Annotated in this window: 20 protein-coding genes and 2 pseudogenes; 9 read left to right on the forward strand and 13 right to left on the reverse strand. The window is 60.3% G+C overall.

What is annotated here, in order from left to right:
- Nucleotides 1-131: 131 nt before the first annotated feature.
- Nucleotides 132-1,067: pseudogene (locus GE253_RS24720) on the reverse strand (DUF932 domain-containing protein); the annotation flags it as partial.
- 350 nt (nucleotides 1,068-1,417) lie between these two features.
- Here GE253_RS24720 and GE253_RS24725 point away from each other — a divergent pair.
- From GE253_RS24725 to GE253_RS24735, 3 genes are all read left to right on the forward strand, one after another.
- Nucleotides 1,418-2,023, forward strand: a complete 606-nt coding sequence (locus tag GE253_RS24725; protein WP_153206832.1) for a type IV toxin-antitoxin system AbiEi family antitoxin domain-containing protein — start codon at nucleotides 1,418-1,420, stop codon at nucleotides 2,021-2,023.
- A 166-nt stretch (nucleotides 2,024-2,189) separates the two neighbouring features.
- Entirely contained in the window at nucleotides 2,190-2,567 is a 378-nt protein-coding gene (locus GE253_RS24730; protein ID WP_048648545.1) for a helix-turn-helix transcriptional regulator, read from the forward strand.
- Nucleotides 2,567-3,799: a type II toxin-antitoxin system HipA family toxin gene (locus GE253_RS24735; protein WP_153206833.1), complete on the forward strand. Its 1,233-nt coding sequence runs from the start codon at nucleotides 2,567-2,569 to the stop codon at nucleotides 3,797-3,799. Before GE253_RS24730 ends, GE253_RS24735 begins: the two co-directional genes overlap by 1 nt.
- Before the next feature lie 244 nt (nucleotides 3,800-4,043).
- Here GE253_RS24735 and GE253_RS24740 read toward each other — a convergent pair whose 3' ends face one another.
- Entirely contained in the window at nucleotides 4,044-4,214 is a 171-nt protein-coding gene (locus GE253_RS24740; protein WP_082143912.1) for a YegP family protein, read from the reverse strand.
- A gap of 565 nt (nucleotides 4,215-4,779) precedes the next feature.
- Here GE253_RS24740 and GE253_RS24750 point away from each other — a divergent pair.
- The 6 genes from GE253_RS24750 to GE253_RS24775 are packed head-to-tail and all read left to right on the forward strand — an operon-like array spanning nucleotide 4,780 to nucleotide 12,817.
- On the forward strand, nucleotides 4,780-5,400 hold the full coding sequence (locus GE253_RS24750; RefSeq protein WP_211101586.1) for a restriction endonuclease subunit S: 621 nt from the start codon (nucleotides 4,780-4,782) through the stop codon (nucleotides 5,398-5,400).
- A 7-nt stretch (nucleotides 5,401-5,407) separates the two neighbouring features.
- Complete coding sequence (locus GE253_RS24755; RefSeq protein WP_153206836.1) at nucleotides 5,408-6,934, forward strand: class I SAM-dependent DNA methyltransferase; 1,527 nt, start codon at nucleotides 5,408-5,410, stop codon at nucleotides 6,932-6,934.
- Entirely contained in the window at nucleotides 6,924-8,177 is a 1,254-nt protein-coding gene (locus tag GE253_RS24760) for a restriction endonuclease subunit S (protein ID WP_153206837.1), read from the forward strand. Before GE253_RS24755 ends, GE253_RS24760 begins: the two co-directional genes overlap by 11 nt.
- Nucleotides 8,174-11,143 (forward strand): type I restriction endonuclease subunit R, encoded by a 2,970-nt coding sequence (locus GE253_RS24765; RefSeq protein ID WP_153206838.1) that lies wholly within the window; start codon nucleotides 8,174-8,176, stop codon nucleotides 11,141-11,143. Before GE253_RS24760 ends, GE253_RS24765 begins: the two co-directional genes overlap by 4 nt.
- On the forward strand, nucleotides 11,140-11,880 hold the full coding sequence (locus tag GE253_RS24770) for a SprT family zinc-dependent metalloprotease (protein ID WP_153206839.1): 741 nt from the start codon (nucleotides 11,140-11,142) through the stop codon (nucleotides 11,878-11,880). The genes GE253_RS24765 and GE253_RS24770 overlap by 4 nt, the downstream gene beginning before the upstream one ends.
- A 7-nt stretch (nucleotides 11,881-11,887) precedes the next feature.
- Entirely contained in the window at nucleotides 11,888-12,817 is a 930-nt protein-coding gene (locus GE253_RS24775; RefSeq protein ID WP_048648538.1) for a DUF5655 domain-containing protein, read from the forward strand.
- A gap of 22 nt (nucleotides 12,818-12,839) precedes the next feature.
- On the opposite strand, the pseudogene GE253_RS26710 reads toward GE253_RS24775, so the two are convergent.
- The 11 genes and pseudogenes from GE253_RS26710 to GE253_RS24830 form a co-directional block, all read right to left on the reverse strand.
- A pseudogene (locus GE253_RS26710) lies at nucleotides 12,840-13,010 on the reverse strand (ArdC-like ssDNA-binding domain-containing protein); the annotation flags it as partial.
- Between the two features lie 212 nt (nucleotides 13,011-13,222).
- Nucleotides 13,223-13,840, reverse strand: a complete 618-nt coding sequence (locus GE253_RS24785; RefSeq protein ID WP_211101587.1) for a hypothetical protein — start codon at nucleotides 13,838-13,840, stop codon at nucleotides 13,223-13,225.
- On the reverse strand, nucleotides 13,837-14,730 hold the full coding sequence (locus GE253_RS24790) for a hypothetical protein (RefSeq protein ID WP_153206840.1): 894 nt from the start codon (nucleotides 14,728-14,730) through the stop codon (nucleotides 13,837-13,839). Before GE253_RS24790 ends, GE253_RS24785 begins: the two co-directional genes overlap by 4 nt.
- 98 nt (nucleotides 14,731-14,828) lie before the next feature.
- Nucleotides 14,829-15,995, reverse strand: a complete 1,167-nt coding sequence (locus GE253_RS24795; RefSeq protein WP_153206841.1) for a DUF4238 domain-containing protein — start codon at nucleotides 15,993-15,995, stop codon at nucleotides 14,829-14,831.
- A 3-nt stretch (nucleotides 15,996-15,998) separates the two neighbouring features.
- A complete protein-coding gene (locus GE253_RS24800; RefSeq protein WP_153206842.1) occupies nucleotides 15,999-19,517 on the reverse strand; it encodes a DEAD/DEAH box helicase in 3,519 nt (1,172 codons plus the stop codon).
- Nucleotides 19,501-20,280 (reverse strand): Hachiman antiphage defense system protein HamA, encoded by a 780-nt coding sequence (locus tag GE253_RS24805; protein WP_153206843.1) that lies wholly within the window; start codon nucleotides 20,278-20,280, stop codon nucleotides 19,501-19,503. Before GE253_RS24805 ends, GE253_RS24800 begins: the two co-directional genes overlap by 17 nt.
- 11 nt (nucleotides 20,281-20,291) lie before the next feature.
- Nucleotides 20,292-21,095, reverse strand: coding sequence for a restriction endonuclease (locus tag GE253_RS24810; protein ID WP_211101588.1), 804 nt, complete (start codon nucleotides 21,093-21,095; stop codon nucleotides 20,292-20,294).
- Between the two features lie 101 nt (nucleotides 21,096-21,196).
- Nucleotides 21,197-22,234, reverse strand: a complete 1,038-nt coding sequence (locus GE253_RS24815; RefSeq protein WP_153206844.1) for a nucleotidyl transferase AbiEii/AbiGii toxin family protein — start codon at nucleotides 22,232-22,234, stop codon at nucleotides 21,197-21,199.
- Nucleotides 22,227-22,856, reverse strand: coding sequence for a DUF6088 family protein (locus GE253_RS24820; protein WP_211101589.1), 630 nt, complete (start codon nucleotides 22,854-22,856; stop codon nucleotides 22,227-22,229). Before GE253_RS24820 ends, GE253_RS24815 begins: the two co-directional genes overlap by 8 nt.
- A gap of 699 nt (nucleotides 22,857-23,555) precedes the next feature.
- Entirely contained in the window at nucleotides 23,556-23,957 is a 402-nt protein-coding gene (locus GE253_RS24825) for a carboxymuconolactone decarboxylase family protein (RefSeq protein ID WP_247878862.1), read from the reverse strand.
- A complete protein-coding gene (locus GE253_RS24830) occupies nucleotides 23,929-24,357 on the reverse strand; it encodes a MerR family transcriptional regulator (RefSeq protein WP_153206849.1) in 429 nt (142 codons plus the stop codon). The genes GE253_RS24825 and GE253_RS24830 overlap by 29 nt, the downstream gene beginning before the upstream one ends.
- Nucleotides 24,358-24,523 lie beyond the last annotated feature (166 nt).

Here is a 24,523-nt window from a genome sequence, read left to right on the forward strand (position 1 = left end):
ACATTCATCGACGGGTTCTATAATCCCATACGGCGACACTCGGCCTTGGGCTACAAAAGCCCTATCCTGTTCGAGGCCGCCGCCTGACGGCGAGAAAATGGCTCTCCACTTTGCCAGGGCAAGTCCACGTTGACGAACGGCAGGGGCGAGGAGTTTGCGAAGTTCAGCAGCGCCGGGGCCGCCTCGTGCGCGAAGCGATTGGCGGCATATTTGCTGTGGCGGATGGTGATTTCCTCGAAAGCCTCCACCCCCCACAAATTGCGATTCTGGCAGACCGCGCGCAGATAGAAGCTCGCCATGCCGAGCGTCTTAGCGCCGACCTCGGAATTCCAGCAATAGAAGCCCCGGAAATAGAGATCGGGGGCGCCGTCCGGCAGTCGGCCGGCCTCGATCGGATTCAGGTCGTCGACCAGGAACAGGAAGACGTCGCGATCAGAGGCGTAGAGCGTGGTCGTATCCTTGGTGATGTCGACGCGCGGATTGTAGATCCCGGTCGACCAGTCGAGCACGCCCGGGACCTTCCAGCGTGTGTCGCCTGTGCCGTTGCCGGCGATGCGCTGCACCGCCTCTACCAGTTCGTGATCGTAGATGCGGCCATAGTCCGGGCCAGTGACGGCGCGCAGCTCGACACGGCCAGTATCGGTTTCGAGCGTCTTGATCTGTTCGGCCCGATTGGAGGTCAGGCCGTATTGCAGGTTGATGCCAGCAAGGGCGGCGGGGAGCTGCCGCAAATAGGCGGCGGGCGCTCCGACCAGGCTGGCGAGTTGTCCGAAGGACCAGTGCGTCGGCGCGATTGGCGCATCCGTGCCCGGCAGGATCAGGGCCAACCGCTCCGGGTCGTTGCGGTTCGCCTCGACATGGATAAGCGCGCTCTCCACCACCCGCGTCCGGCTGCGTTCGGTGCGGTCGCGGACCGTGTGGGCCAACTCGGACAAGGAAAGGTAGCGCTCGTCGGCCGGACGCGAGAACCACTCAGACGAGACGCGGCCGACCCGCTCGCCACGGCCGACATCGACCTTGTAACCGCCGCTGGTGTCACGGCGCGCATCGAGGACCTGCATATTCATGGGACCAATCTCCATGACGGGCGTCAGAGACCTCTTCTCCGACCTTCAACCCGTCACGGGAAACAAGTCCACTCTCTCACTCTCAGCGGGGCGTTGCGGGGCAGCCGCCCCGCAGAAGGGGTCGGTCGAGACCAAAGGCTCGGACGCAGGGGAAGGCTTTCCCCTCCCGGTGCGGATGTACAAGGTGACCCGGTGAGCCGTCGTCGCTGTTGGCTCAGGGGTCCGTTTGAGGCGAACGCGTTTCGTAGAGCGGCAGCCTCTTCTACCTGGCACCTTTCCTCGCCACGCGGAAATGATATAAATCCTCGGACAGTAAGTCCTTTGTTCCGAGTTTCCGTATCGTGTCGTCCATGTCCCAACGCCAGATTGCCCATACTGTGCTGACCGCGCGCGGAATTTCGCGTCTTGCAGAGCTGCGCGAGGCGGGCGTAACAGCCGCCACCCTGAGCCGCATGGAACGCGACGGCGAGGTGCTTCGGCTCGCGCGCGGACTTTATCAACTTTCTGATGCACCTCTCGACGTTCACCACAGTCTCGCAGAGACGGCCAAACGGGTTCCCAGGGGCGTCGTTTGCCTCGTTTCTGCCCTGGCGTTCCACGGGCTGACGGATCAGATGCCAAGGAAAGTTTGGCTCGCCGTGGGTCAGAAGGACTGGTCCCCGAAACCCGAAGGCACGCCCATTCGGCTGGTGCGTTTCACAGATCGTCTCCTGACGGAGGGGGTTGAGACCCACCCTGTCGAGAGGGTGCCCGTGAAGGTTTTCGGCGTCGCAAAGACGATCGCCGATTGCTTCCGATATCGGAACAAGATTGGCCTGTCGGTGGCGATCGAAGGCCTGCAGGAAGCGCTGCGTCAGCGCAAGACGACGCCAAGCGAGATTGCCAGCCAGGCCGAGCGAGGAACGGTCGCCACGGTCATTCGGCCCTATCTCGAGGCACTGACCGCCAATGGCTAAGGAGATCGAGAATATCGGCTCCTCATTTCGCGCCCCGCCTATCGCAGATTGCCAAAACGAGGTGATGGTGGACCGAGCGGGCGCGGACTAGAATTCTTGATCTTAGATCTAATTAGTCATATATGATAGGTTTATAGATGTTTTGCATCATATATGGATAAATAAGATGGGTTCTCCCAAGGCGAAGCCAGCACTGGAACGGCTGGGCCAGGATATTCGCAACGCACGGCTGCGGCGTGGTATTGCCGTGGCGGATCTCGCCGTGCGTGCGGGAACCTCGCCAAGTTCAATCGCCCGCCTTGAACGGGGTGATCCGGGCGTTGCCATCGGAACGCTTGCCGACGTTCTCGTTGTGCTGGGCCTTCTGGAGCGGCTCGCTGACCTGGTCGATATCCGCAAGGACGATCTGGGGCTGGCGCTGGCAGCGGAGCACGGACCGCGCAGGGGCCGCTCCTTCGCGGCAAGGCTGAAAAAGCAGAAGGCTCAGACGGAGGAGACGCAGGATCGGCAGGACGTTGTGGACCCTGACGGGGCTTCCTTCTGATGGCCGATTTCGTCGCTCATGTCGCGCTTGGCGAAAGCCGAACATCGGTGGGCCAGTTGCGTTTCACCCATGCCGGGCCGCGTCAATTCTCGACCTTCGCCTATGGCGCCGAGTGGATCGAGAATCCGCGCGCCTTCGCCATACAGCCCGATTTCCCTCTCGAGGCCGGCCCATTTCACACCTCGGGGCAGCCTGGTAATATGCGCGACGCATTGGCGGGCGTTTTCGCCGATGCGGCTCCGGACAGTTGGGGACGAAGGCTGCTCGAACGCGCCTATGGCAATGGTCTCAACGAATTCGAGTATCTGACTCTTTCCGACGATACCTGCCGGCAAGGCGCGTTGCGCTTTCTGGATGATAAAGGCGAGGTCATTCGCGGCAAGGCAGCGGACGCCGTCCCGCGTCTGGTCGATCTCGAAACCATCACAGCGATCGCGCGGGCCTATGAGCAGGGCAAGGAAATCTCGCCTGAGGAAATGCAGGCGCTGGCCGGCGCCGGCGGCTCCGGCGGCGCTCGCCCCAAAGCCAACGTCAGGGACGGCGATGCACTGTGGCTGGCGAAGTTCACCTCGGTCCACGATCAACAACCTATCGAGCGCGTGGAGGTCGCGACGCTGCGCTTGGCGGCGGCCTGCGGTATCCGCACGCCCGAAACACGGTTGGAACTGGCCGACACGCCGTTCCCAGTCGCGCTGATCCAGCGGTTCGACCGACGCGGGGCCGCGCGGATTCCCTACATCTCCGCGCGCACTGCGCTCGGCAAGACAGGAGCGGAACTGGGGTCCTATACTGGGATCGTTGATTTCATGCGGTCTTATTCATCCGACCCCATGGCCGACTTTCGCGAGCTCTATCGGCGTCTGATCTTTACGATCCTCGTGTCCAACAAGGACGATCACCTGAAGAACCACGGCTTCCTCTATGTGGGGGCGGGGCAGTGGCGCTTGTCGCCGGTATTCGACGTGAATCCGGCGCCGGATCGCAACCCGCATCTCGAGACTGCAATCCTTGAGGGCGGGGCGCATGATCGGTCGATCATCCTCGCACTGGAAGCCTGCGAATTTTTCGAGATTGCCGAGGCCGAGGCACGGGAGATCATCCGAACCACGGCGCAGCGCATTTCGGACGGATGGCGGGAAGCCTTCAGACAGGCTGGCGTTTCTGGCGCGCTGGCGCGTGACTATGAGGCTGCTTTCGCCGGCGATGAGATGGAAACAGCGCGCAGTATTTAGGTCATATATGACAATCAATAGCCGATTATCATTCAAATATGAGTATTTGAAGGGTTCTGGCGTTGCGAACCGCGACGGATCGCTGAGATGCTTTTGAAAGCGGGTCGTGAGAATTCAGGGGTGAGCAGCTGCAGGGGGCGAAGCCGCCGCGTTTCGGGCAATCAGATTCAGCTTGAAGGGCTGTGCAGAAGAATGAGCCCCGCAGCGTTCACTACGGGGCTCATTCAAACTCAAGATTGATAGGTTAGGTCCGATCGTGGACCTGGGCGAGCGGGGCAACCCTCTTCGCCGCATCGACGCCCGCCTGTGCGGACTGCTTGGAGGTGTAGACCTCGGAGTGGCACAGGGTTTCGCCGTTGGCACCCTTAAGACGCCAGAAGTAGCCGCCTGCATTCGCGCGAAGGATTTCAAACATGTAGCTGGCCCTCCTTGGGCCGGAAATGAGACCCGTCCGAAGCGCCGGGTCATTGATTTCTGAGGATGGGCCAGCTAGGGTAATGGTGTTCAAGCATGCCTAGCGGGCTTCGGCCCAGGTATTCGGAAATCGGCTGGTTTACGAGACCAGTCGGTTTTCCGTCCATGTTGCCTTCGGGGTGAGATACGGCCCCCTCGGCGGAAGTTCGTCTGGACTCACCGGCGGAACTTCAGGAAACCGCGTCCCATCCTTTACTTCAGCGATCCGGCCCTGATTGAGGCCGAAGAACGCTGCAATATCGTGATGGCGGTCGCCCCGCTTGATCATTCCGCGAATGAGCGCCGCATCGCGCTCCGTAATTGTGAGGCCACTGGGCTTCGCCCGTGATGCCATGCATTTCTCCTATGTTTCCAACGCCAGACTCTAGCCTGACGTCTCCTATATGAGCGCGATTCGCTTGGCGGTCAATAGCAAATCACATAATTTTATGCCGTAGCTAATTACGGTTTTATATTCTCTTGACGGCGTAGTGCGCTACGGCTATAAATCGCGTATGATGAAACGAGTGAAAACAGTCGCCCTCGGTCGCTCCGCCGCCCGCCTTCTGGATGTTGCCGAGGTCTTTGCGGGCGTTGGCGTGTCGCGCGAGGAAACGGTGGTTCGCCCTGGCGAACGGCTGCCGGTTATCGGCGTACGTGATCTCCAAGATGGCGCTGTAGCCGCGCGAGAAGCGCTGGACACAGTAGGCTTTTCGTCTCCCTCCAAAGCGGCGACCTATGCGGTGCAGGTCGATGACGTGCTCGTCACGGGGCGCGGTACGCTCCTGAAATTCGGCCTTGTGGGGGATGAGACAGTAGGGGCTATCGCCAGCGCAAACATCATTGTCGTGCGACCCGGCCCCGATGTGGCGGGCGGCGCGCTGTTTGCAATCCTGTCCAGCGATGTGTTTCGTCCAAAGATCGAGGTTCTGCGGAGAGGGGCGACGACGTTGCTGTCCCTGTCGCCAAAAGACCTTGCCAAGCTCGAAATCAATCTGCCGTCGCGGAACGAACAGGAGCGCATCGCCGCCCTCGTTAAGGACGCGCAAATCGCCTACCGCACCGCCCTGGAGGCTGCCGAAATCCGCCGCTCACTCGCGCGGCGTCTGATTGACGCTCGTCTGTTTGGCGACAACCAGAACAATTGAGGAAAACATGGCCAAGCTTACACGCACCGAACTGGAAAATCATCTTTGGAAATCCGCCGACATCCTGCGCGGCTCCATCGATAGTTCAGATTACAAGATCTACATCTTTGGCTTTCTGTTCCTGAAGCGGCTGTCTGATCGTTTCGAAGAAGAAGCCAAGGAGGCGATGCGTCAGGGTCTGCCGGAGGATGTCGCCTACAGCGACCCGGACGAGCATGAGTTCTTTCTGGTTGAACGCGCGCGCTGGTCGTCGATCAAAAAGCTGACGACGGGCATTGGCGATCACCTCAACAAGGCATGCGCCGCGATTGAGGACGCCAATCCCTCGATTGAAGGCGTACTGGCCAATATCGACTTCAATTCCGAATCACGCCTTGGCGACGCCAAGAACCGCGAAGGCGTTTTGTCGCGTCTGATTGACCACTTCTCACGCATCGACCTGTCGAACGCCTCGCTTTCCGAGCCGGACATGCTTGGTCGCGCCTATGAATATCTGATCGACAAATTCGCAGATGATGCAGGCAAGAAGGGTGGCGAGTTCTATACCCCCCATCATGTCGTGCGGCTGATTGTGGAGTTGCTGGACCCCAAGCCAGGCATGCGCATCAGCGATCCCACCTGCGGCTCCGGCGGCATGCTGGTTCAGGTCGCGGAGCATGTGGCGAAGCTTGAAGGCAAGAGACTGGGTGAAGCACTCAACATCACACTGCATGGGCAGGAAAAGAACCTTGGCACATGGGCCATCGCCAAGATGAACCTGCTGCTGCACGGGCTACGCGATGCGCGTATTGAAAAGGGCGATACGATCCGCAATCCGCGCCTGCTCGATCAGGACGGCAACCTCTTCCTGTATGACCGCGTGATCGCCAATCCGCCCTTTTCGCTGGATAGCTGGGGGGCGGAGGACGTGTCAGGCGACACCGAGAAAAAAGGCCATAATCGCTTCATCTACGGCATCCCCCCGAAGAACATGGGCGATCTGGCCTTCGTTCAGCACATGGTGGCCACGCTCAACGCTAAAGGTGTTTGCGGCGTGGTGATGCCGCATGGGGTGCTGTTCCGCGGCTCAGGTGACGGGCGCATTCGCGAGGCGATGCTGAAAGCCGATCTGTTCGAGGCGATTATCGGCTTGCCGGAAAACCTGTTCGCAGGCACCGGCATTCCCGCAACTATTTTGATCCTCAACAAGGCAAAAGCGCCCGAGCGCAAGGGCAAAGTGCTGTTCATCCACGGCGCGAAGAAGTTTGAGGAGCGGCCCAAAAAGAACATCTTGGGTGAAGGCGATATCAGGGACATCCGTGATGCCTTCCGCGCATGGAAAGATGAGGACCGCTTCTGCCGCATCGTCGACATGAAGGAAATTGAGGAGAATGATTTCAACCTCAACATCTCCCGCTATATCGACACGCTTGAGCCCGAAAAGCCGATCGATGTACAGGCCGAACTTGCCAAGCTCTGGGACGCTGAGAAGGCGCGGGATGAAGCCGCTGCCCGCATGAACGCCCTCCTTAAGGAGATGGGTTATGTCGGGTAACGTGCCTAAGGGCTGGCGACAGGTCCGCATTGGCCAGATCGCCCGCGAAATTTCGAATAGGAATCGGGTGAGTGCTGATATTCCGGTTTTGAGTATGACGAAGCATCGAGGCTTCGTTCGCTCCAATGAGTACTTCTCAAAGTCCGTTCATAGTGAAAACACCAGTCAGTATAAGGTCGTGAAGCGTGGGCAATTTGCCTACGCCACTATCCATCTGGACGAAGGTTCTATTGACTATCTGAAAAACGAGGATGCGGGCCTAGTGAGCCCGATGTACACGGTTTTCGAAGTCAACCCCGCAGAGATCGACAATGAAATTGCGCTTCAGCAATTTAAAAGATTCGCGCTGGGCGGTCGTTTCGATCCCTACAGCAATGGTGGGGTCAACCGCAGAAAATCCATTCTGTTCAGCGATCTGTCCGCTTTCAAATTCGGGCTACCCCCGCTCGACGAGCAACGCGCGATAGCCGAGGTTTTGCGATCGGTGGAGAAGGCTATTAATAAGACGGAAGCGCTAATCGACCAGTTGCGAAAAGCCGCCGTATCGATAGCGACGGATTGTATCTCCAAGTTCGGGGACGAAGTCCGCTCGATCAATATTGGTTCAGTTCTATTGGAGAGCCCCAAAAGCGGCCTTTCTCCGGTCTGCAAAGACGAACCACCCGGCATTGGGGTCCTGAAGCTGAGTGCAGTGTCTGGAGGCCGCTTAGCTTGGCGCGATAACGTCAAATTTGCCGATGTTTCCGACAGAGCCGGAACAGAGCTTCAATTGAAAGCAGGAGACTTTCTGATCATTCGCGGGAGTGGCAGCCGTGATATTGTCGGCAGTGGGTGCCGCGTTACGGACGCCGAACTGCCGCCCTTCCCATGCATATTTCCGGACCTTGTTATCCGTCTTCGCGCAGACCCCCAAAAGGTCGTCCCGGAATACCTCGCAATGATGTGGGACACCTCATTGATGCGCTCACAAATTCGGCGGGCTTCGAAGAGCACGAATGGGATCTACAAGATAAACCAGACGGATATCCGTGAATTCCGTATGCCGCTGCCGAATACCGACATCCAGCAAGAGCTAGTTACGCTGATAGAGGGCATTTACTCGCACGTGTCGGCCGAAAGGCTAACGCTAGAACATCTTGTTTCAACACGTTGCGCACTTGCTCAGGAACTTCTTTCGGGCCGCCTACGCCTCCCGGAAAGCATCATTGCGCGGTATCGTGACAAAGCCGGACAAGCTGCATGAATGAGAGCCGTGAACAGCTTGAACGCGAATGGGTGGAGGAGCCGGCGACGGACCTGTTGCGAGTGCTGTTCGACTATAAGCCGTTGTCTCCAGACGACGTGCGACGGTTGCGCGATAGTCTGGCAACAGAGCCGGTTTTGACGGTTCGCCTTACAGAGTGCCTGAAGCGCCTCAATCCGTGGCTCGGCGAGGACGGCGTCCGCCGCGCTGTTGCGGCTGTCACGCGCGTTACAGCTGTCGATGTCATGGAAGCCAACGAGAGCGCCTATACGGCTCTAACCTACGGCGTGACGGCCCCCCACACGGAAGGCGGCAGACGACAGGACCGCAATGTTCGATTTTTTGACTTTGACGATCCATCCGCCAATACGTTCGAGTTCGCCCGCCAAGTCGCCATCAGGGGGGCTCGTCAGGACATCATCCCCGATATCGTCGTTTACGTGAACGGCCTCCCGCTCGCCGCGATCGAATGCAAATCGCCATCACTGGCCGACCCGATAGGCGAGGCGATCCGTCAGTTCCGGCGCTACGAAAGCCGGGACGAATTCGTGGGGCTCGGCGCACCGCGCCTGTTCGAGACAGCGCAGATTTCAATCGCATTGGCGCGCGACGTGGCGAAGTACGGCACGACGCTGACGCCTGCGCGGCAATGGGCTGAGTGGAAAGATCCATATCCACTCACGCTCGACGCGCTTGCGGCGCAATTGGGCCGAACGCCAACCGGGCAAGACATTTTGCTCGCTGGGCTTCTCGCGCCGGCCAATCTGCTCGATCTCATCCGCAACTTCGTCATGTTCGAAACCATTGACGGGCGGCGCATCAAGAAGCTGGCGCGCTATCAGCAGTTCGTTGCCGTCGGAAAGGCGATTGAGCGCATCCGGACCGCACCCAATCCACAACGCCGTGGCGGGGTCATCCACCACACCCAAGGCTCTGGTAAATCGCTGACGATGGTGTTTCTGGCGACCAAGCTGCGCCGCCTTCCCGAGGCTGAAAATCCGACGATTGTCATCGTTACGGATAGAACCGACCTTGATGACCAGATCACTGGACAATTCCAGCGTTCAGGATTTGCTAACCCCATCCAGGCCGAAAGCGGAGACGCGCTGCGCAACGCTCTGTCGGGCGGCGCTGGAACTACGGTTCTGACCACCGTCCACAAGTTTCACAGCGCCGTGCCGAAACGCTCGTCGATCATTTCCAAAGCGCGGAACGTCTTCGTCATGGTCGATGAAGCGCACCGGACGCAATATGGCGCGCTTGCCGCTCGGATGCGCGCAGGACTGCCCAATGCCTGCATGATCGCCTTCACCGGCACGCCCATCGACAAAAAGGACCGCAGCACCCGTGAGGTTTTCGGCGATTATCTGCACCGCTACCTGATCGACCAGGCTGTGAAGGATGGAGCGACCGTCCCGATCTATTACGAGATGCGCGACGCGCAACTACGGATCGACGGCCGCGATCTCGAACGGGATATTCGGGCCACGTTCCCTGAACTGTCGAACGAAGAGATTGAGAAGCTGAAGCGCGGCATGCGGCTTCAGGAGAAGCTGGCCGGAGCTCAAGTTCGCGTTGAGGCCATCGCCAAAGATATCCTTGTGCACTATCGAAGCACCATTGAGCCAAACGGTTTCAAAGCGCAGATCGTGACGGTCAGCCGCGACGTCGCCGTGACCTATGTCGAAGCCTTGAGGCAGCTTGGCGCGCCCGAATGCGCGCTCATCATGTCCGCTTCGAACAATGACAGCGCCCGGCTGCAAGCCCATCACCTGTCCAAGCGCGACCGCGACACCATGATTGGCCGGTTCAAGAAGCGTGACGATCCGCTGAAAATCTTGGTCGTGTGCGATATGCTGCTCACCGGTTTTGACGCGCCGGTAGAGCAAGTTCTGTATCTCGATGCCCCTCTGCGAGAGCACACGCTTTTGCAGGCGATTGCTCGCGTGAACCGCACCGCCGATGGCAAGACCTACGGGTTGGTCGTGGATTATTGGGGGGACAATCGGCGCATTTCTGACGCATTGGATATGTTCTCCGACGAGGATGGCATAGCCGGCGCGCTCCGTCCGCTGTCCGAGAAAATCCAACTTCTGGAGAGTCGGCACCGGGCCGCCATTCGGCTCTTCGAAGGTCTTAGCCGTCAGGACGATTTGGCGTGCGTTGAACTGCTGCGCCCTGACGACGTCCGCGCCAAATTCGAGCTCGACTTCCTGCGTTTTGCCGAAGCCATGGACATGGTCTTGCCTGATCCCAAGGCATTGGAAGAACCCTATCCGTCCGACCTGAAGTGGCTATCGCGCATTCGCGTTCTCGCCCGCCGCGCCTATCACGAGGAGCCATTTGACCCGAAAGACTACGGCGCGAAGGTGGGCGAGATTATCACCAGCCACCTCTCGGTGACGGGTGTCGAACAGCTGCTGGTGAAGTTCGATATTCTCGACCCCGCGTTCCGTCCGCATCTGGAAAGCCTCAGGTCGAGCGCTGCCAAGGCTGCCGAGATCGAGCACGCCATTCGCCAGGAGATCCACGTCCACCGCGACGAGAACCCCACGGCTTACGCCTCGCTTTGGGAACAGTTGGAGCGGATCGTCAACGACAGGCGGGAAGCTCGCGTGTCCGCTGCCAGCGCCTTGACCCAGCTTGAAGCAATGGTCGGGCAAGCCGCAGATATTCGCTCGGGCGCGGCGGGCAGAAGCGACGGCCTTACCGGAACGGCTGCCGCAATCCTGCCCTTCATTGACGCTGACCTACCAGACCCCGAGCGCTCTCGGAGCGCTGCCGGTATTACCAAGGCACTTGAGGAGTATGCTGAAGTTGTCGACTGGCATCAAAAGGAGGACGTCCAGCGACAGATGCGCCGATCCATTAAGGAGCAATTGCGCAGCTTGGGATTGGATGCGCACAAGGTTGAAGCCACGACGGCAAAGATCATGGATGTCGCCCGCGCGAGGTATGCGGGATGACGGACGCGGCTCAGCATTCCATCGTTTTTGGCGGCGAAACGTTTGCGTTCCTAATCGAGCGGACGGCGCGCCGGAAAACCGTGGCGATATCTGTTGGCTTCGACGGAGTGCGCGTCCTCGCGCCGTCGGACTTAGACGATGACCGCGTCCTCGGCATCGTTCGCAAGAAAGGCGCTTGGCTGCTTCGCAAACAGGCGGCGTACCGCGAACTTGGGGGGCAGCCGGTCGCCAAGGAATTTGTGAGTGGCGAGACCTTTCACTACCTCGGCCGCCAATATCGCCTGAAGCTCATTCCCGACGAAACCGCCGTCACGACCCGGATTACTGCGAGAGGTTCCACCCTTGTCGCGCCGGTGCTGCCGAATGGCCATGAATCCATTCACCGCGCCGCTGTCCGCAGCGGGCTCAGGCACTGGTACCGAGCGCATGCGATCCAGCATTTTCCTGCCCGCGCGCGAATGATCGCAGAGACGCTTGGCATTCCAACACCGACCATCAATGTCGTTGACCAGTCCAAACGCTGGGGAAGCTGCGATTCACGGGGGCGCATCCGCCTCAACTGGCGCTTGGTGATGGCTCCGATGCCGCTGGTCGACTACGTTATTGCACACGAGGCTTGTCACGTTCTTGAGCACAATCATTCACGGCGATTTTGGCGATCGTTGGAAACGATCATGCCGGACTACGAGGATCGCCTAAGAAGACTTGATAGAATGGGGCACCAGTTCATTTGGTGATTTTTGTATGAGCGATATAAAACTCTTTCGCACGGACAGTGCTTCGGTCACAGAGCTTCGCGGCAGCGCGGTCGCGCTGGAGAAGTCGTTGCAGACCCTTATTGAACGCAACATGGAAGCGTTCCTCGGTGTGCGGTTTCTTGCATCGGAGTTTCCGACGACGAACGGCGGACGCATGGATTCGCTGGGCATAGACGAGAATGGTTCGCCAGTGATCGTCGAGTACAAACGGGCCAGCAATGAGAACGTCATCAACCAAGGCTTATTCTACCTCGACTGGCTGATGGATCACCGCCGTGATTTCGAATGGCTTGTTCTGGAGCGCTTCGGCGCCGAAGAGGCGAAGGCCGTCGATTGGACGACGCCCCGGCTGATCTGCATCGCGGGTGATTTCACAAAATACGATGCTCATGCGGTCAACCAGATGAACCGAAACATCGCGCTGGTTCGCTATCGCCGCTTTGGTGACGAACTGTTGCTGTTCGAACTGCTGACCTCGGCATCGGAGCGGCCCGCGCGCGAAATCTCCGCCAGCGTTGACGCCCAAGGCGAGCCTGCGGCGATGCGACCTCGGTCGCGCCAGAAGACTGTTACGCAGTACCTCGCGGATGCCGACCAAGATCTTGTCGATCTCTACGAGGCAACGAAGGCGTACCTGCTGGCGCTAGGCGATGATGTCGAGCTGAAGACCCTAGACAACTATGTCGCCTTCCGCCGCCTGAAGAACTTTGCGTGCGTCGAGGTCAAGCCGCAGATCAGGCACCTCAAAGTTTTCGTCAAGGTCGATCCGGCGACCATTCAACTTGAGCCGGGTTTTACCCGCGACGTGCGCAATATCGGCCACTTCGGCACTGGCGACCTTGAAATCATCATCACTGACGTCGCCACGTTGGACAAAGCTAAACCTCTGATGGATCGCAGCTATGACGGGGCGTGATGCTGGAAATTAAGGCTATAGACGAATATTGCCGGCCGGTGACGGCGTTTCTCGGCATGGCGAGTGGCGCCTTGGCCGCCGCCGTCCCCCAGGGCTGGACCCAGGGCACGCGGCCGGCCTCCAGCTCAGAGATGATCTTGCTGGTGATATCGTCGTAGAGGCTCGTCCGGTCGGAGCCGATCCGCACTCTCACTCTATGGGGGCGTTGCGGGGTGTCCCCGCAGAAGGGGTCGGCCGAGATCACGGCTCGGCCGCAGGGGAAGGCACTCCCCGTTGCGAACGGCCGGATTATCGTGGGACTGGATTTCAGCGTGCAGCGGCCATTGAGGACGTTGCGCTGTCCAGTAGCCATATGGAGTGCGCGGGCTTCTGAGGCCGTCGATCGCTCTGCAGGCCTGACACGGATCAGTGGGGTGGCTCGGTGACAGCCCCAGGAAGAGGATCGCACCGGCCCCAGAAGCGCGTGCCAGCCCGGACATAGCGGATGAGATCGGCAGGTCTCAGTCTCAGATGCTCGCTCGGCAGCGTGGGTCCGGGAAGCAAATCGAGATAGTCGCCTGCCTCGTTGGACCAAAGAGCGGGTGCGATCGCCCGGAGTTTCTCGCAGGCAGGCCCCTCGCCATGGCGGACGACATTGGCGACGATGAACATCTCAAGAAGGTCAGGCCCAACGTTGTCGCTGCCGAGGTCGACCTCGGCAATCCCAGCGCAGGCCAGCAGTTGCTCTTTGAAGCCGCGCAGCATCGGCGCATCATCAGGCCTCTTCGCACGCGCCCAGATGCTGAGCTGGCGTTCGAAAATGGCGGCCATTGTGAGAACGAAGGACTTGGCGGCCTCATTTGCCGTGTAGTTGTCGACCTGCGCTGCGGCGCGGTCGAGAAACTGCTCTAGCGATTGCGCCTCGCCGGTCGCAAGGGTTGGATGAGCGGTCAGCGCGTCCATACCGGGCCAGATCACCCGGTCGAAGAAGCGCGACAGGTTAACTTGGAAAATCCGTGGAAGCTGCTCGACCGGCGTCATCACGATTGCCATCTCCGCACGGGAAAGCCGAACCGTTTCCAGCAGATGGCAGCAAGGTCCATGACCGTGACCGGTTGCACATTGAACACGCCCTGGACATCGGTCGCGTGCTGCCCCCCAAAGATCGAATTGGAGACCAGCTTGCCCTGGTCTTCCGTGCAGAGAAGGTCGTAGCCGTAGGCATAGTGCGTTGCGGCAATGTCGAAATCTGCCCAATCGGCCATCAACTTCCGCAACGCCTTCAAGAAGGCGTCGCGAGTCGCGTGAATACGCGGTACGACCGCTTCAGCTCCGATGCCGTTGCGCCAGAGATAGCGATCGAGCGTGATGTTGTTCAGCGCGGCAGCCTGGGCGTAGCGCTGATTGAGGGCCGCAAGCCCGTGCGCTTGCGAGAGCTGCGTCCCGAAATTCTGCAAGGCACGCAGCGGATATTCATTGAAGTGGCGGATGAAGGCGCTCATCCGGTCTTGGCGCTCACCGATCGCGTAAAGCTCATCGACGGCCCAGTCGCCTTGATCGAAATCCGGAAGCGCGCCGTAGCCGATGCGCGGCCCGTGCATCACGCGAAAGCCGGTCGCGAGCGCAAGGCGGATGATGTCCAGCCGGATTGGAGGGATGTTGGGTCGCGGCGCCTTTTTGCCGACGACGAGCAACAGATCCACGCGATCGGTGTTCTGCAGGCTTTCCGCGGCGAACGCCGCTTCGGGAATGCCGGCGCGGATCCGGCCTTTCCGGATGCAGCGTTGAATGTACCACCATGCTACACGGCGCTTCTTCGACAGCAACCGATCCCTGCTGAGCGGCCGCCACTTTTCAAGGAGCTTGCCGATCTGCGGATTGGCGATGGTGCTGTAGGTGTTCGTGTCGAAGGTGACAGATATCGGCGTCTTCATAAGCAGCGGCTTTCGGGCGTTTCTAGCTAGCGTCGGCGTGGCGGCGCAGCTTGATGTCGTGGAGTGCGGAGAAAGGGGCTCGCGGTGGTGGCATCTGATCAAACCTCCCGCTGAGTCTGGCTGGGCGTCTCGGTCACGATCGGGAGTTCGGTTTGTTCGGTAGAAGCGGCCGCCATTTTTGCCTCAAGGCGTGCCGCCTTCTCAGGCGTGTCAATAAACTGCGACAGCACCGGGCGCGGACCGAAAACATTCCGGACGATGATTTGGATTTCCTTGTCCTGTCGGCGCACTTCCGTGGTGATGGTAGGCACGAGCGCGGCATGGGCCCGTATCAGCTCGTCGCTCGACCGATCACGCGCGATCGTCATGCGATAGGAAAACTGCGCAATCGTCCGATTGAGCTGCCGCACCTTCCGGCTGTCGGATATGTCGCGATGACGCGATACCACGTTCACCGGTCCGCGCTTGCTGGAGCCGCGCACGAGCATGTGCGCGGAAACTGGGAAGATCAGCTCGACGTCGCCTGAGTGCTGGTAAGGCGTCCGCGCATGGAGCGTTTGGCGTGGATCGTAGCTGCAGACGGGATTGTCCGAGGCTAAAAAAGGCGTGCTCGTCTTGTTGTGCAGCACCTCAAAGCCGAGCCGGAAGCAGAGATCGCCGAAATCCTTGAACTCCTCCTGCATCGCCAACAGCGTTTCGTGGGGGTTGATGCCGATGGGCACGGTGTCGAACTGACCGGCGTAGCGCTCCATTTCCGGTGGAAGCGCGCCGATCTCTTCGGCGACCTTGTGTTGGCTCCGGAGCTTGGCTTCCATCATCAAGGCATGTCGGTCGCGCGTGGCCGGGACGCGGGCACGCATGATCGTCTGCATGCCGAGGACATTGAAGGAAATGGCGGGTGACAATCGGCGTGCCTGCAGTGCCCTGATCGTCTCCGGCCACACGGTTTCAATGGTGTTCCAAAAGTCCTCGAAACGGTGGTTTTCCTGACCTCCCTCGGGGAGCTTCTGGGAATAATAGTCTCGCTCGAAGCCGATCGCCCGCGGTTTCATCGGAAGGGGATTTTCGGGTGTTTCGCAAAGATAGACCTGAACCCGGCCGTCTTCGGCAGCAAAGCCGTCCATATAGACGGCTGAGATGAAGTGATGCCGGCGATTGTTGCGGTTTATATTGCCGCCCGAGGGATTGATGAGGGTGAACGGCCGCACGTCGCCATCGACGGGAACGGCCCCCCATAGGCCGAAATATGTGGGCGCCTTCGTCATCTTCTAGGCCGTCCACAAATCATCGGGGCCGAGATAGCTCAGGTCGAGATGGGCCACGTTCTGAGCTACGCTCGCTCGCACGAGACCGCGGGCATTCGGGTTGAGCGGATGCTGTAGCTGGCCGATCGCGCGCCCATCGGGCGCCAGCACCAGTGGCTGTCCGTTCCTATGAAAGAGGCTGACTGGCGTTCCGGGAGGCGCCGGTGCGGCGAACCACTGAACGTTTCCGAGATAATCTCGCCGCGCCCAGGTCCGGTTGTCCGATGGCGCGAACTCCTGAATGAATTCGAGCCATATGGCCCGCGTCTCGGCCGTCGGCCAGTTGGGTTGCGCCGACCAGACCGCGAGGCCGGGCGAGCGCAGCCAGGCGCGTAATTCCGCGCCAGTCGTGAAGGTTGCGGCTGTGTCGGTAACGGCTTTGATGGCCGCCAGTCGCGAATTGAAACCCGCTTGGATCAGGATCGAGGCGGAGCGGTTCATCGTCCCCGTTTCGACCGCCGGCACAGCCAAGCCGAGTTCATAGTCATCCAACGCCAGTTCGAACATGCCGACGACATCGCCATTGGCAGCGGCGCGGACGCGCAAGGCCTCCATGGCCCAAGGCAGGCGATAAACCAGGCCGCCTTCGATAAACTGCAACGCCTCGGCTTCCTGGCCGGCGACGATCGCGGCCAGCGGCTGCCCGAGCAGCCAACATCTGAGGATGGCGCGCCAATTCCCCGGAAATGGGTCCGGCTCAAACGGGTAGAAGGCGAACACGCGCTCGGCGATGCCGGTGATCGCAGCGATTGCCGCCTCATGGTCCGCCGTCGCGAGGGCCGCGTTGGCCTGTATGAGAAGATCGTTTGCCTCGGGTGCAATTGCGTCCAGCGCGTGCCCGGCTTCGAGGCCGAGACCGGCCAAAAAGTAGCCGCGTCGTCTAGCGGCGGTCGAGTTTGCCCATATGAAGCTGCTCCGGGTGAGCAGCGTGGTGCGATATGCCGCCCGCACTGCGTCGTTCATGCGGAGCAGGCGACGCTGCCAGAGCGAAGATTGCAGGATATTGTCGAGCGCGGCCTCGATCTGGTCATCTGGGACGTCAGCCTCGCCGATGAGACTGAGAATGGCGGTGTCGAGCGTCGCCATATGACGCTCCCACTCTTTCAGCGCCCGCTCGCGCTTTTCGACCTTCTCGCCGGCGACCTCGGGGAAGGTCCACGCCGCGGCGTTGTTGACGACGTAGTCGATCAACTGGTCGAGGTTGCCGCCAAGACGCGCGTGCATGCGGTTGAGCAAAGACCAGATGAGTTGGATGAGCCCGCTTTCCATCTCGCGGGCGCCGAGATCTTCGATCAGCTCGACCCATTCGCCGTGCTTCTTGTTCTTGGCGTCCTCAAAGATGGGATAGAGGACAAGGCCTTCGACATCGACGTAGGCCCGGCCGGCGCGGCCGATGACGTTCTTGAATTCGGAGACCTTGATCTTCTCGCCGTGCCGGTAGAGCGAGTGCATGACGACGGCGGTCGCCGACAGATTGAGGCCCTGCGCCAGGGTCGGCGATGAGATCGTGACCTTGAGTACGCCGTCACGCAGGAGACGCTCGACCTCCTTGCGATAGGCGGTCGGCAAAGCCCCATGATGAAGCGCCACGCCAAGTCGCAGGCATTTCAGGATGTCGCTGTGCGGGCCGAGCCATTCTTCACCGAGCGCGATGGCGGTCTGCAGCGTGGCCGGGTCGACCGTGAGCAGGGATGCGAGCGCGCCGCGCGAGTGCAAGTCGACGATGACCTTGGCAAATGGTTCGACACTGCGCCGTTCTGGGCAGTAGATCAGAACGGTCTGGCCGTCGCCTACGAGGCGCCAGGCGGTGGCAAGGGTCAATTCCTGCTGGTTATCCGGGAAGAGCTTGGTGCGAAGTCTCTTCGGCGGCACGAACAGCGGTGGCGCCGCGCCGGTGAGGAACCGGGGCACGAAGGGCCTTTCCTCGCCGACGCGAAGACTAAGGCGCGCCGTCGGCGAGTTCCAGGTCACTTCACCGAAGCGCAGGCGCGTCGGACGCCAGTCGTGCTTGATGGGGCCGCCGGGCTGATCGCGGCGCAGCCACGCCGAGAAGTCCTCCATTTGATCGCCGTCGGGAAGAATCGCCGACAGGCAGACGATGCGGCGCTGATCGGCGTCCGGGCGACGCAGGAGGCGCTGAATCTGAACTTCGTATCGAACTTCGCGCTCGCCGGGCCCGATCATATGGCCTTCGTCGAACACCAGCAGGCCGACATCGTCGAGCAGCGACGGGTCGTTCCTCAAGGCGAAGTCGAGCTTTTCGGGGGTCGCGACGACGATGTCACGCTCGCGGATGGCATCCTCGTCGAAGCCGGACACGCCAATGCTGCCATAGAGGGCGGAGATGGTCTTGCCGAGCGGCCCGAACGTGCGCTGGAGCGTGGTTTCCGTCTGCGCAGACAGGGCGCGAAGCGGGGTCACGAACATGACCCGCCGTCCGTCGGACAAGCATCTCAGAATGGACAATTCGGCGATGCGGGTCTTGCCGGCGCTGGTCGGCAGCGAGACGACGAGATTGTCGGTCTGATCGACGGCGCGCGCCGCCGCCGCAGTCTGCGACGGCCAGAGGTCTATCTCGGCCCTCGGGCGGCGAGCGAGCAAGGCGATGAAGAGTTCGCGAAGACTCGGCCATGAAGCTGCAGCGCCGCCGGCAGGGAGCAGCGGAACCTTTTCGTGGAAGGTGTTCGACCAGAGATCGGAAAGCAGATGGATGGCGACTCGATGCACCCACCATTGCGGCAGAAGGTTCAATTCCGCGCAGATGTCGAGACTTTCGCGAAGTTGGCCGATCGCTCTGTCAAGAAGCGAACGCTCGCCTCGGTCCAGTGCGAGAAGGAACATCGCGAAGGCGCCGTAAAAGGTGTCCGTCAGCGCCAGATCCAGCCCCTCGAAGAGGAAGTCCTGGCCATCACGATCCTCTGCATCGGCGGCTGGCTCCGCGAGGCGCTGCTGAAAGAGCGCGGCAATGGTTGCGTCCGAGCCTCGGCCGTCCAGACGGAAGGCGTATACTCGTGCCCTCAGCGCGGTGATGTCTCGGCGCATCAACAGCGCGAGTGCCTGCTCGATCGGGGAAAAATTCTCCTCGGCCGCGACGACCGCAAGGAGTGAATAGGCGCGAGCTGATAGATGCGCGAGGTGATAGCTTGCGGCTGCCATGACGAAATGGAAGTCGCGATCCGCCTCGGCACGATTGCCTTTGGCCATAACCGCCTCGAGCGCGGTCGCCGCCTGCTCGAATGCGATACGTGCCTGGTTTGGATCGCCGCCAAGTTCGAGGAGGCGCAGCCCCAGCCCAAGCAAGCCATAGGCATAACTATGGAGATCGAAGCTGAGCTGGGGTGAGAAGGCGGGGGCGTCAGGAGGTAAAACACCGTCACGCCAGATCATGGCGCGCGCTTGGCCCCGCGCGATAAGTCTGCCTCGAAAGCCCGCCGTCGCCGCGTCCGTGATGGCGGCTATGATCGCTTCAGGGTTGGTTGGCATCGGCGATGACCTGAGCGTAGACGGCCCCGACGAAGGCGGCATGGCCGTCTACGTGTAGGCCGATGCCCCATTGTCCAATCGGACCGGGATAGGCCTGCAGAGCCTGCGTCAGCAGTGCCTGCGGCGAGTTTCCTGAGAAGGTGAAGAGGAGATGCTTTACGCTCTCGGGTGGAATGCCGTGCCGATAAAGCGCATCGTCGATCGCGTCGACGAGCGGCATATCCGTGCCCAGCTCCATCAGTCTGGCCGAGATGTAGGATAGAGAGTGCGACGATGGCAGGCCGCCATCCTTGTCGAGGCCTGTACGCGCCTCTTCAAGTGTCTTGGCGCGAAGGGCGGCGCGGCTTTTCGCTTCCGTTTTCAGGAAGCGAAGGCGTTGTGTCGCCGGGTCGAGGATCATCCCGATGACGTCATCGCCGCGCATCGCCATGTCGCGGTGATCTCCCCAACGTAGCCGTTTGATGGGCGCGCGATAGCCGCTGTGCGCGTTGATCCATTCGGTAGCGTAAATCTCGCCGAGATCACCCGACCGTATCTGAGGAGTTTGCGGCAGGAGGTCGGTGATCATCTTTGCCGCCCCGGTTTTGCCCAATCGTGCCAGCGCTCTCGCGATTCGTTCTTCAGCGGCGTAGTGAGCGGGCACGGCCGTGGCCGTTACCTGAACGCCAGTTGCCGAGTTCGCCGGTCGGCCCGTCATGACGCGCATGTGGTGATTGCCCACGGGCGTGTCGGCGAAGTCGCACCAATCGTTGAATTGCACCATGCCCCGCCCCCTCAGCTCGGGAAGAGGTCGCGAACACGAAGGAAGGGCATGCCGGTTTCGGCTGCCCTGCGCACTTTGCGTTCCAGAACCTGGTTGAGAGGTATCTCTCGGTCGAGCATCTCGTAGAGGTCGAGGCCGTCCATGCAGATGACGCGCTTGCCTCGGCCGAAGGCGACGATGCCGTCTTCGGAAAAGCCGCTATTGCTCACGAACAGACCGCGCGTCCAAGCTGCTTTCTGCTCGATCTTGCCATGGAAGACGTGCAGGTCCGCGACCCCGATTGGTTGACCATGCCATTTGGCTTCCACCAGATACGTTTCGCTAGCGAGCTGAAAGCTGCCGTCAATCTGCTCGCCGCGCAGCCGAAACGGCTCCTGTGCGTCAAGACCGAATGCGTCGAACAAGCCCTTGAGGAAACCTTCGAAGGCGAAGCCGCGTGCCTGGGCGGTCAGCGAGGAGACCCGCAGCAGCTCAGACTTGATGGTCGCTATCTTCTGACGATCGACGACGAGCTTAGATGCGGATTGTGCCGGTTTCGGAGGGGCGCCGCCAGAGAGGCGGTTGATCAGTCCCTGGTAGCGCGTCTCGGCATTGGCGACGGGGTCGGTGGCGCCGGAGCGGGCAAGATATTCGCTGCGATGCTCCCAGAGCGCCGTCAGGGCGCGGACAGCGGTCGCGTCGTCACAGGTCTGCAAGAAATAGCGCAGGCGTTTGCCCTTTGAGGCGCCGTTTACCGCGTATTTCGGATCGTCGATGTTGACCTTGAGCTCGGAGACGAACAAGTCCGAGAAGCTCGGATCGGAAAAATCCAGCACGAAGCCGGGGCCTCGGACGAAGTCGACGAGGTCGTCGATAAGGCGCAGATCTATGGATCGAATCGAACTGATAACCTTTCCCCCGAGCGAACAGCCTTGAGTTAGCTGTTGATCGTTTCTTGAAGCGCGGCAATTTTTGCAAGTATGTCGTCGAATGACGGCGGTGTCTGGTCAAACATCATCGGCGCCATCGCCCGATAATCGGCCCGTAAGTCTTTAACCCGCGCCTCGTCCGGCATCAGCCGGAGCGTGCCTGGTCGAGCCGTTTCATAGCTTGCCCAGCCCGAGCGGAAGAAGGTGGTTTTGTGTTGTGCGACCTGCGCCAGCAGATCGAGATCGGCAACAGCTGCTCGCCCCTCGTCCGTGTCGAGGAGCATGGAGAGGTCGTAATAGTGCCGCGAGAAATATTGCGGCGTCGGGGATTCTGCAGAGCGATGCGCCTCCGCGTGGAGCGCGGTCGCCTTCTCCCAGAAGGTGCGCCGAGCTGACAGCACGGTCACGCTGGTGTCGGGTTCGGCGAAAAAGTCGGGATAGTCGTCGGCCGCATAGGGGCGGATGACTTTCTCTTCAGTCGGCCAGGGATCGCCCCGCGCGCCGAGTTCGAGCTTCACGCGTGGGGTGATGTAGGCCATGCCTTCATATTCGTTAACGGGCAGCGCCGTCGGATAATGAAAGTTGACCGTCTGGGCGTCGCCGGCATCGATCTCTAACGTCCACTCGCCGTTGGTCGGCTCGCCGAGCTGTTCTACGATCGCGGCGCGGAGCGCCGGGAGCAGCTTCTCCGCGATGTGACGCTCGACGTCGCCAACCAGATCTTCGATCAGCCGCGCAGCTTGTTTCCTAGAGATCCCGTCTTTCTCGGGATCGCGGTCGCCGGTGTATCCGAGTTCGGCCCGATCAAAAGAAAGATCGATGTCTTCCGAGAAACGGCGGATGGCGTCGAACGCTTTGGAAAGCGACGTACCGCCCTTGAAGACCAGGGACGCTGTTGCACCCTTGGGCAGGCCGAAAAGGCGCCTCAGGCTCCAGCAGACCCAGAAGTCCTTTTCGATGATGGTGTCGGCGACGCCTCGACGGGCGCCGGTTTCCCCGAAAAGTGCAGCGCGATCGTCGGTGGGAAGTAGGGCGACCTTATCCATCGATATTCGCCGCCGCTGCGTTTGCGATCGAGACGAGTGTCGGACGCATCCAGGCGGGCGCCTGAATGGCGGTGGAGGCCAGCGTCTTCTTGTCGTTGGCTGAGAGCCTGCGCGCCGCGATCTGCGCGACGTCGGCGGCCCGCACAGGTCCCACATGGCGAAGCGCCTGAACCACCGTACCGGCAGGGCTGCCCGGAGCGATCAGATGCTTAGGCGAGGCGTGGCGAAGATCGACGACACGCTTTCCCAGCACGACGCGTCTCGACGGGCCATCGGTCAGATAGATGCTCTGAGCGGGGACCTGCGTTGAAAGGCCGAGCGCGTTGGCTGCCCGCGCGCCGGCAATCTGCACCTGCGAGCCGGTCTCGCGGGCGAGCGCCTGCGCGACATCATCGGGAGCCGGCGAAAGGGGGCCAAGCTTCGGATGCAGCTTGGGATAATCGTACAGCCCGCGCGCAAGGCGACGAAGCTGGCCGCCCTTCACCAGTCGGGAGAGAGCCTGGTCGACGGAAGAGCGGACGGCGACGGTCAGGAAATCGCTGGGCGTAAAGACGCTACCGCGTCCGCTGGCGCGGACACGCTTCATGACCCGGTCGGGAACAGAGGCGGCAATCGTCTTCATGCGTCAGAAAATAGCATGTCTTTTTCTGACATTCAAGAAGTAAGCTCGATAGCTGCCGGTCAACTCCGAAGCGGTCTCGATTTTCGAGTGCCAGTCTGTTAAAATCGTCTGTGACGGTACTTTTCGAGGTCGGCGGCGAGATAATGCGGACCAGAATATTCGGCTCAGACGGTCGATTGGTGCCGATAGATATCGAAACCGCAAAAATAATTTTTCGTGCTGATTTCTCTTTAAAATCAACACCGTATGATTTTGACGGCCCGAGGGTCGGCATCCGGCACCCCTCGCAAGGAAAAACACTTCTATATCAATGCTCTAGCCGGGTTTTGGACAATTGAGTGGGAATGAAGTGATGTGGTTCGCGGCGCTTCGCGAACTATCGCCACATCCTCATAACTAGCTGAAATCAAACAAAAAGTTAATCGATCATCGTCAGAGCCTATCGCCTTGAAGCGGTAGGCTCTGACGGTGTGCGTTTTTCGCCGGCCGCCGGATTTTTGCCCTGCCGTCAGGCCGAAAACGGAAGCAGCCCACGGAAAACCAACTTAGTACGCTGTTTTATAACGATTATTCTCATTAATTGACGGTATCGGATTTGACGGTAAAATTGGGGATCGAAAAGGCGCTTAGGATCGTCAACGAGGCCGTGGTCTTGCCCGGCTTTACTCGAACCTTCAAAACCTCCATCAATCCCAAATTTTAGGATGATGGCTCTCCACTTTGCCAGGGCAAGTCCATCTCATCCGTCCGGTGAGAGAAGACTTCCTTGGCCGCGAACAGGCCGTTGAGCGCCGCCGGAAACCCCGCATAGACGGCCATCTGTATGATGACTTCGGTGATCTCCTCGCGAGAAAGGCCGACATTCAATCCGGCTTCGATATGGACCTTCAGTTGCGGCGCGGCGTTACCCAGCGCCGTCAGCGCCGCAATGGTGGCAATTTCTCGTGCCCTGAAATCGAGACCGGGGCGGCTGTAGATATCGCCGAAGGGAAACTCGAACAGGTAGGTGGCGAAATCGGGAGCGATGTCGGCCAACGCGGCGATAACCTTGGCCCCAGCCTCGCCATCGATTTCAGCGAGCGCGCGCTGCCCGCGTTGCAACCGGCTTTCTGCGCCGTTCGGGGGGTGTTGTGTCATAGTCTGTTATCCTCTGTTGATTGCCGGCATATCCGGCGATCTTGGTGTCGAGGACGAGAAGACAGGCTTGGAGATCGGCGACATGGGCGCGAACGTGTGCACGATGCTGCTCCAGCAGGTCGCAGCGTTCGGCTTCCGTGCCGACACCGCGTTCCCGCAAGGCCGCATAGCGCAGCATGTCCCGGATCGGCATCCCGGTCGTTTTCAGACGCCCGAGAAATTCGATCCAGATCAGTATGGATGCGTCATAGTCCCGTTGGCTCGATTGGTTCCGGTCGGCGTAGGGAAGCAGCCCGATCCGCTCGTAATAGCGGATGGTATGGGCCGAAAGTCCCGAACGCTTGGCCAGTTCACCGATCTTCATGAGCACCTGTTTCGTCACGACGCACAGGAAGCTACAGGTTAGAGCATCGCGCGAGAAAGCGGAATCGAAGGATTCCCTTTTTGGTCTGGATGTGATTCATCTTTATCGGAGGTGGATCATGGGCAAGGCGTATTCAGAAGATCTTCGGGAACGCGTTGAAGCGCGG

Source organism: Niveispirillum sp. SYP-B3756 (assembly GCF_009495745.1).
GTDB lineage: Bacteria > Pseudomonadota > Alphaproteobacteria > Azospirillales > Azospirillaceae > Niveispirillum.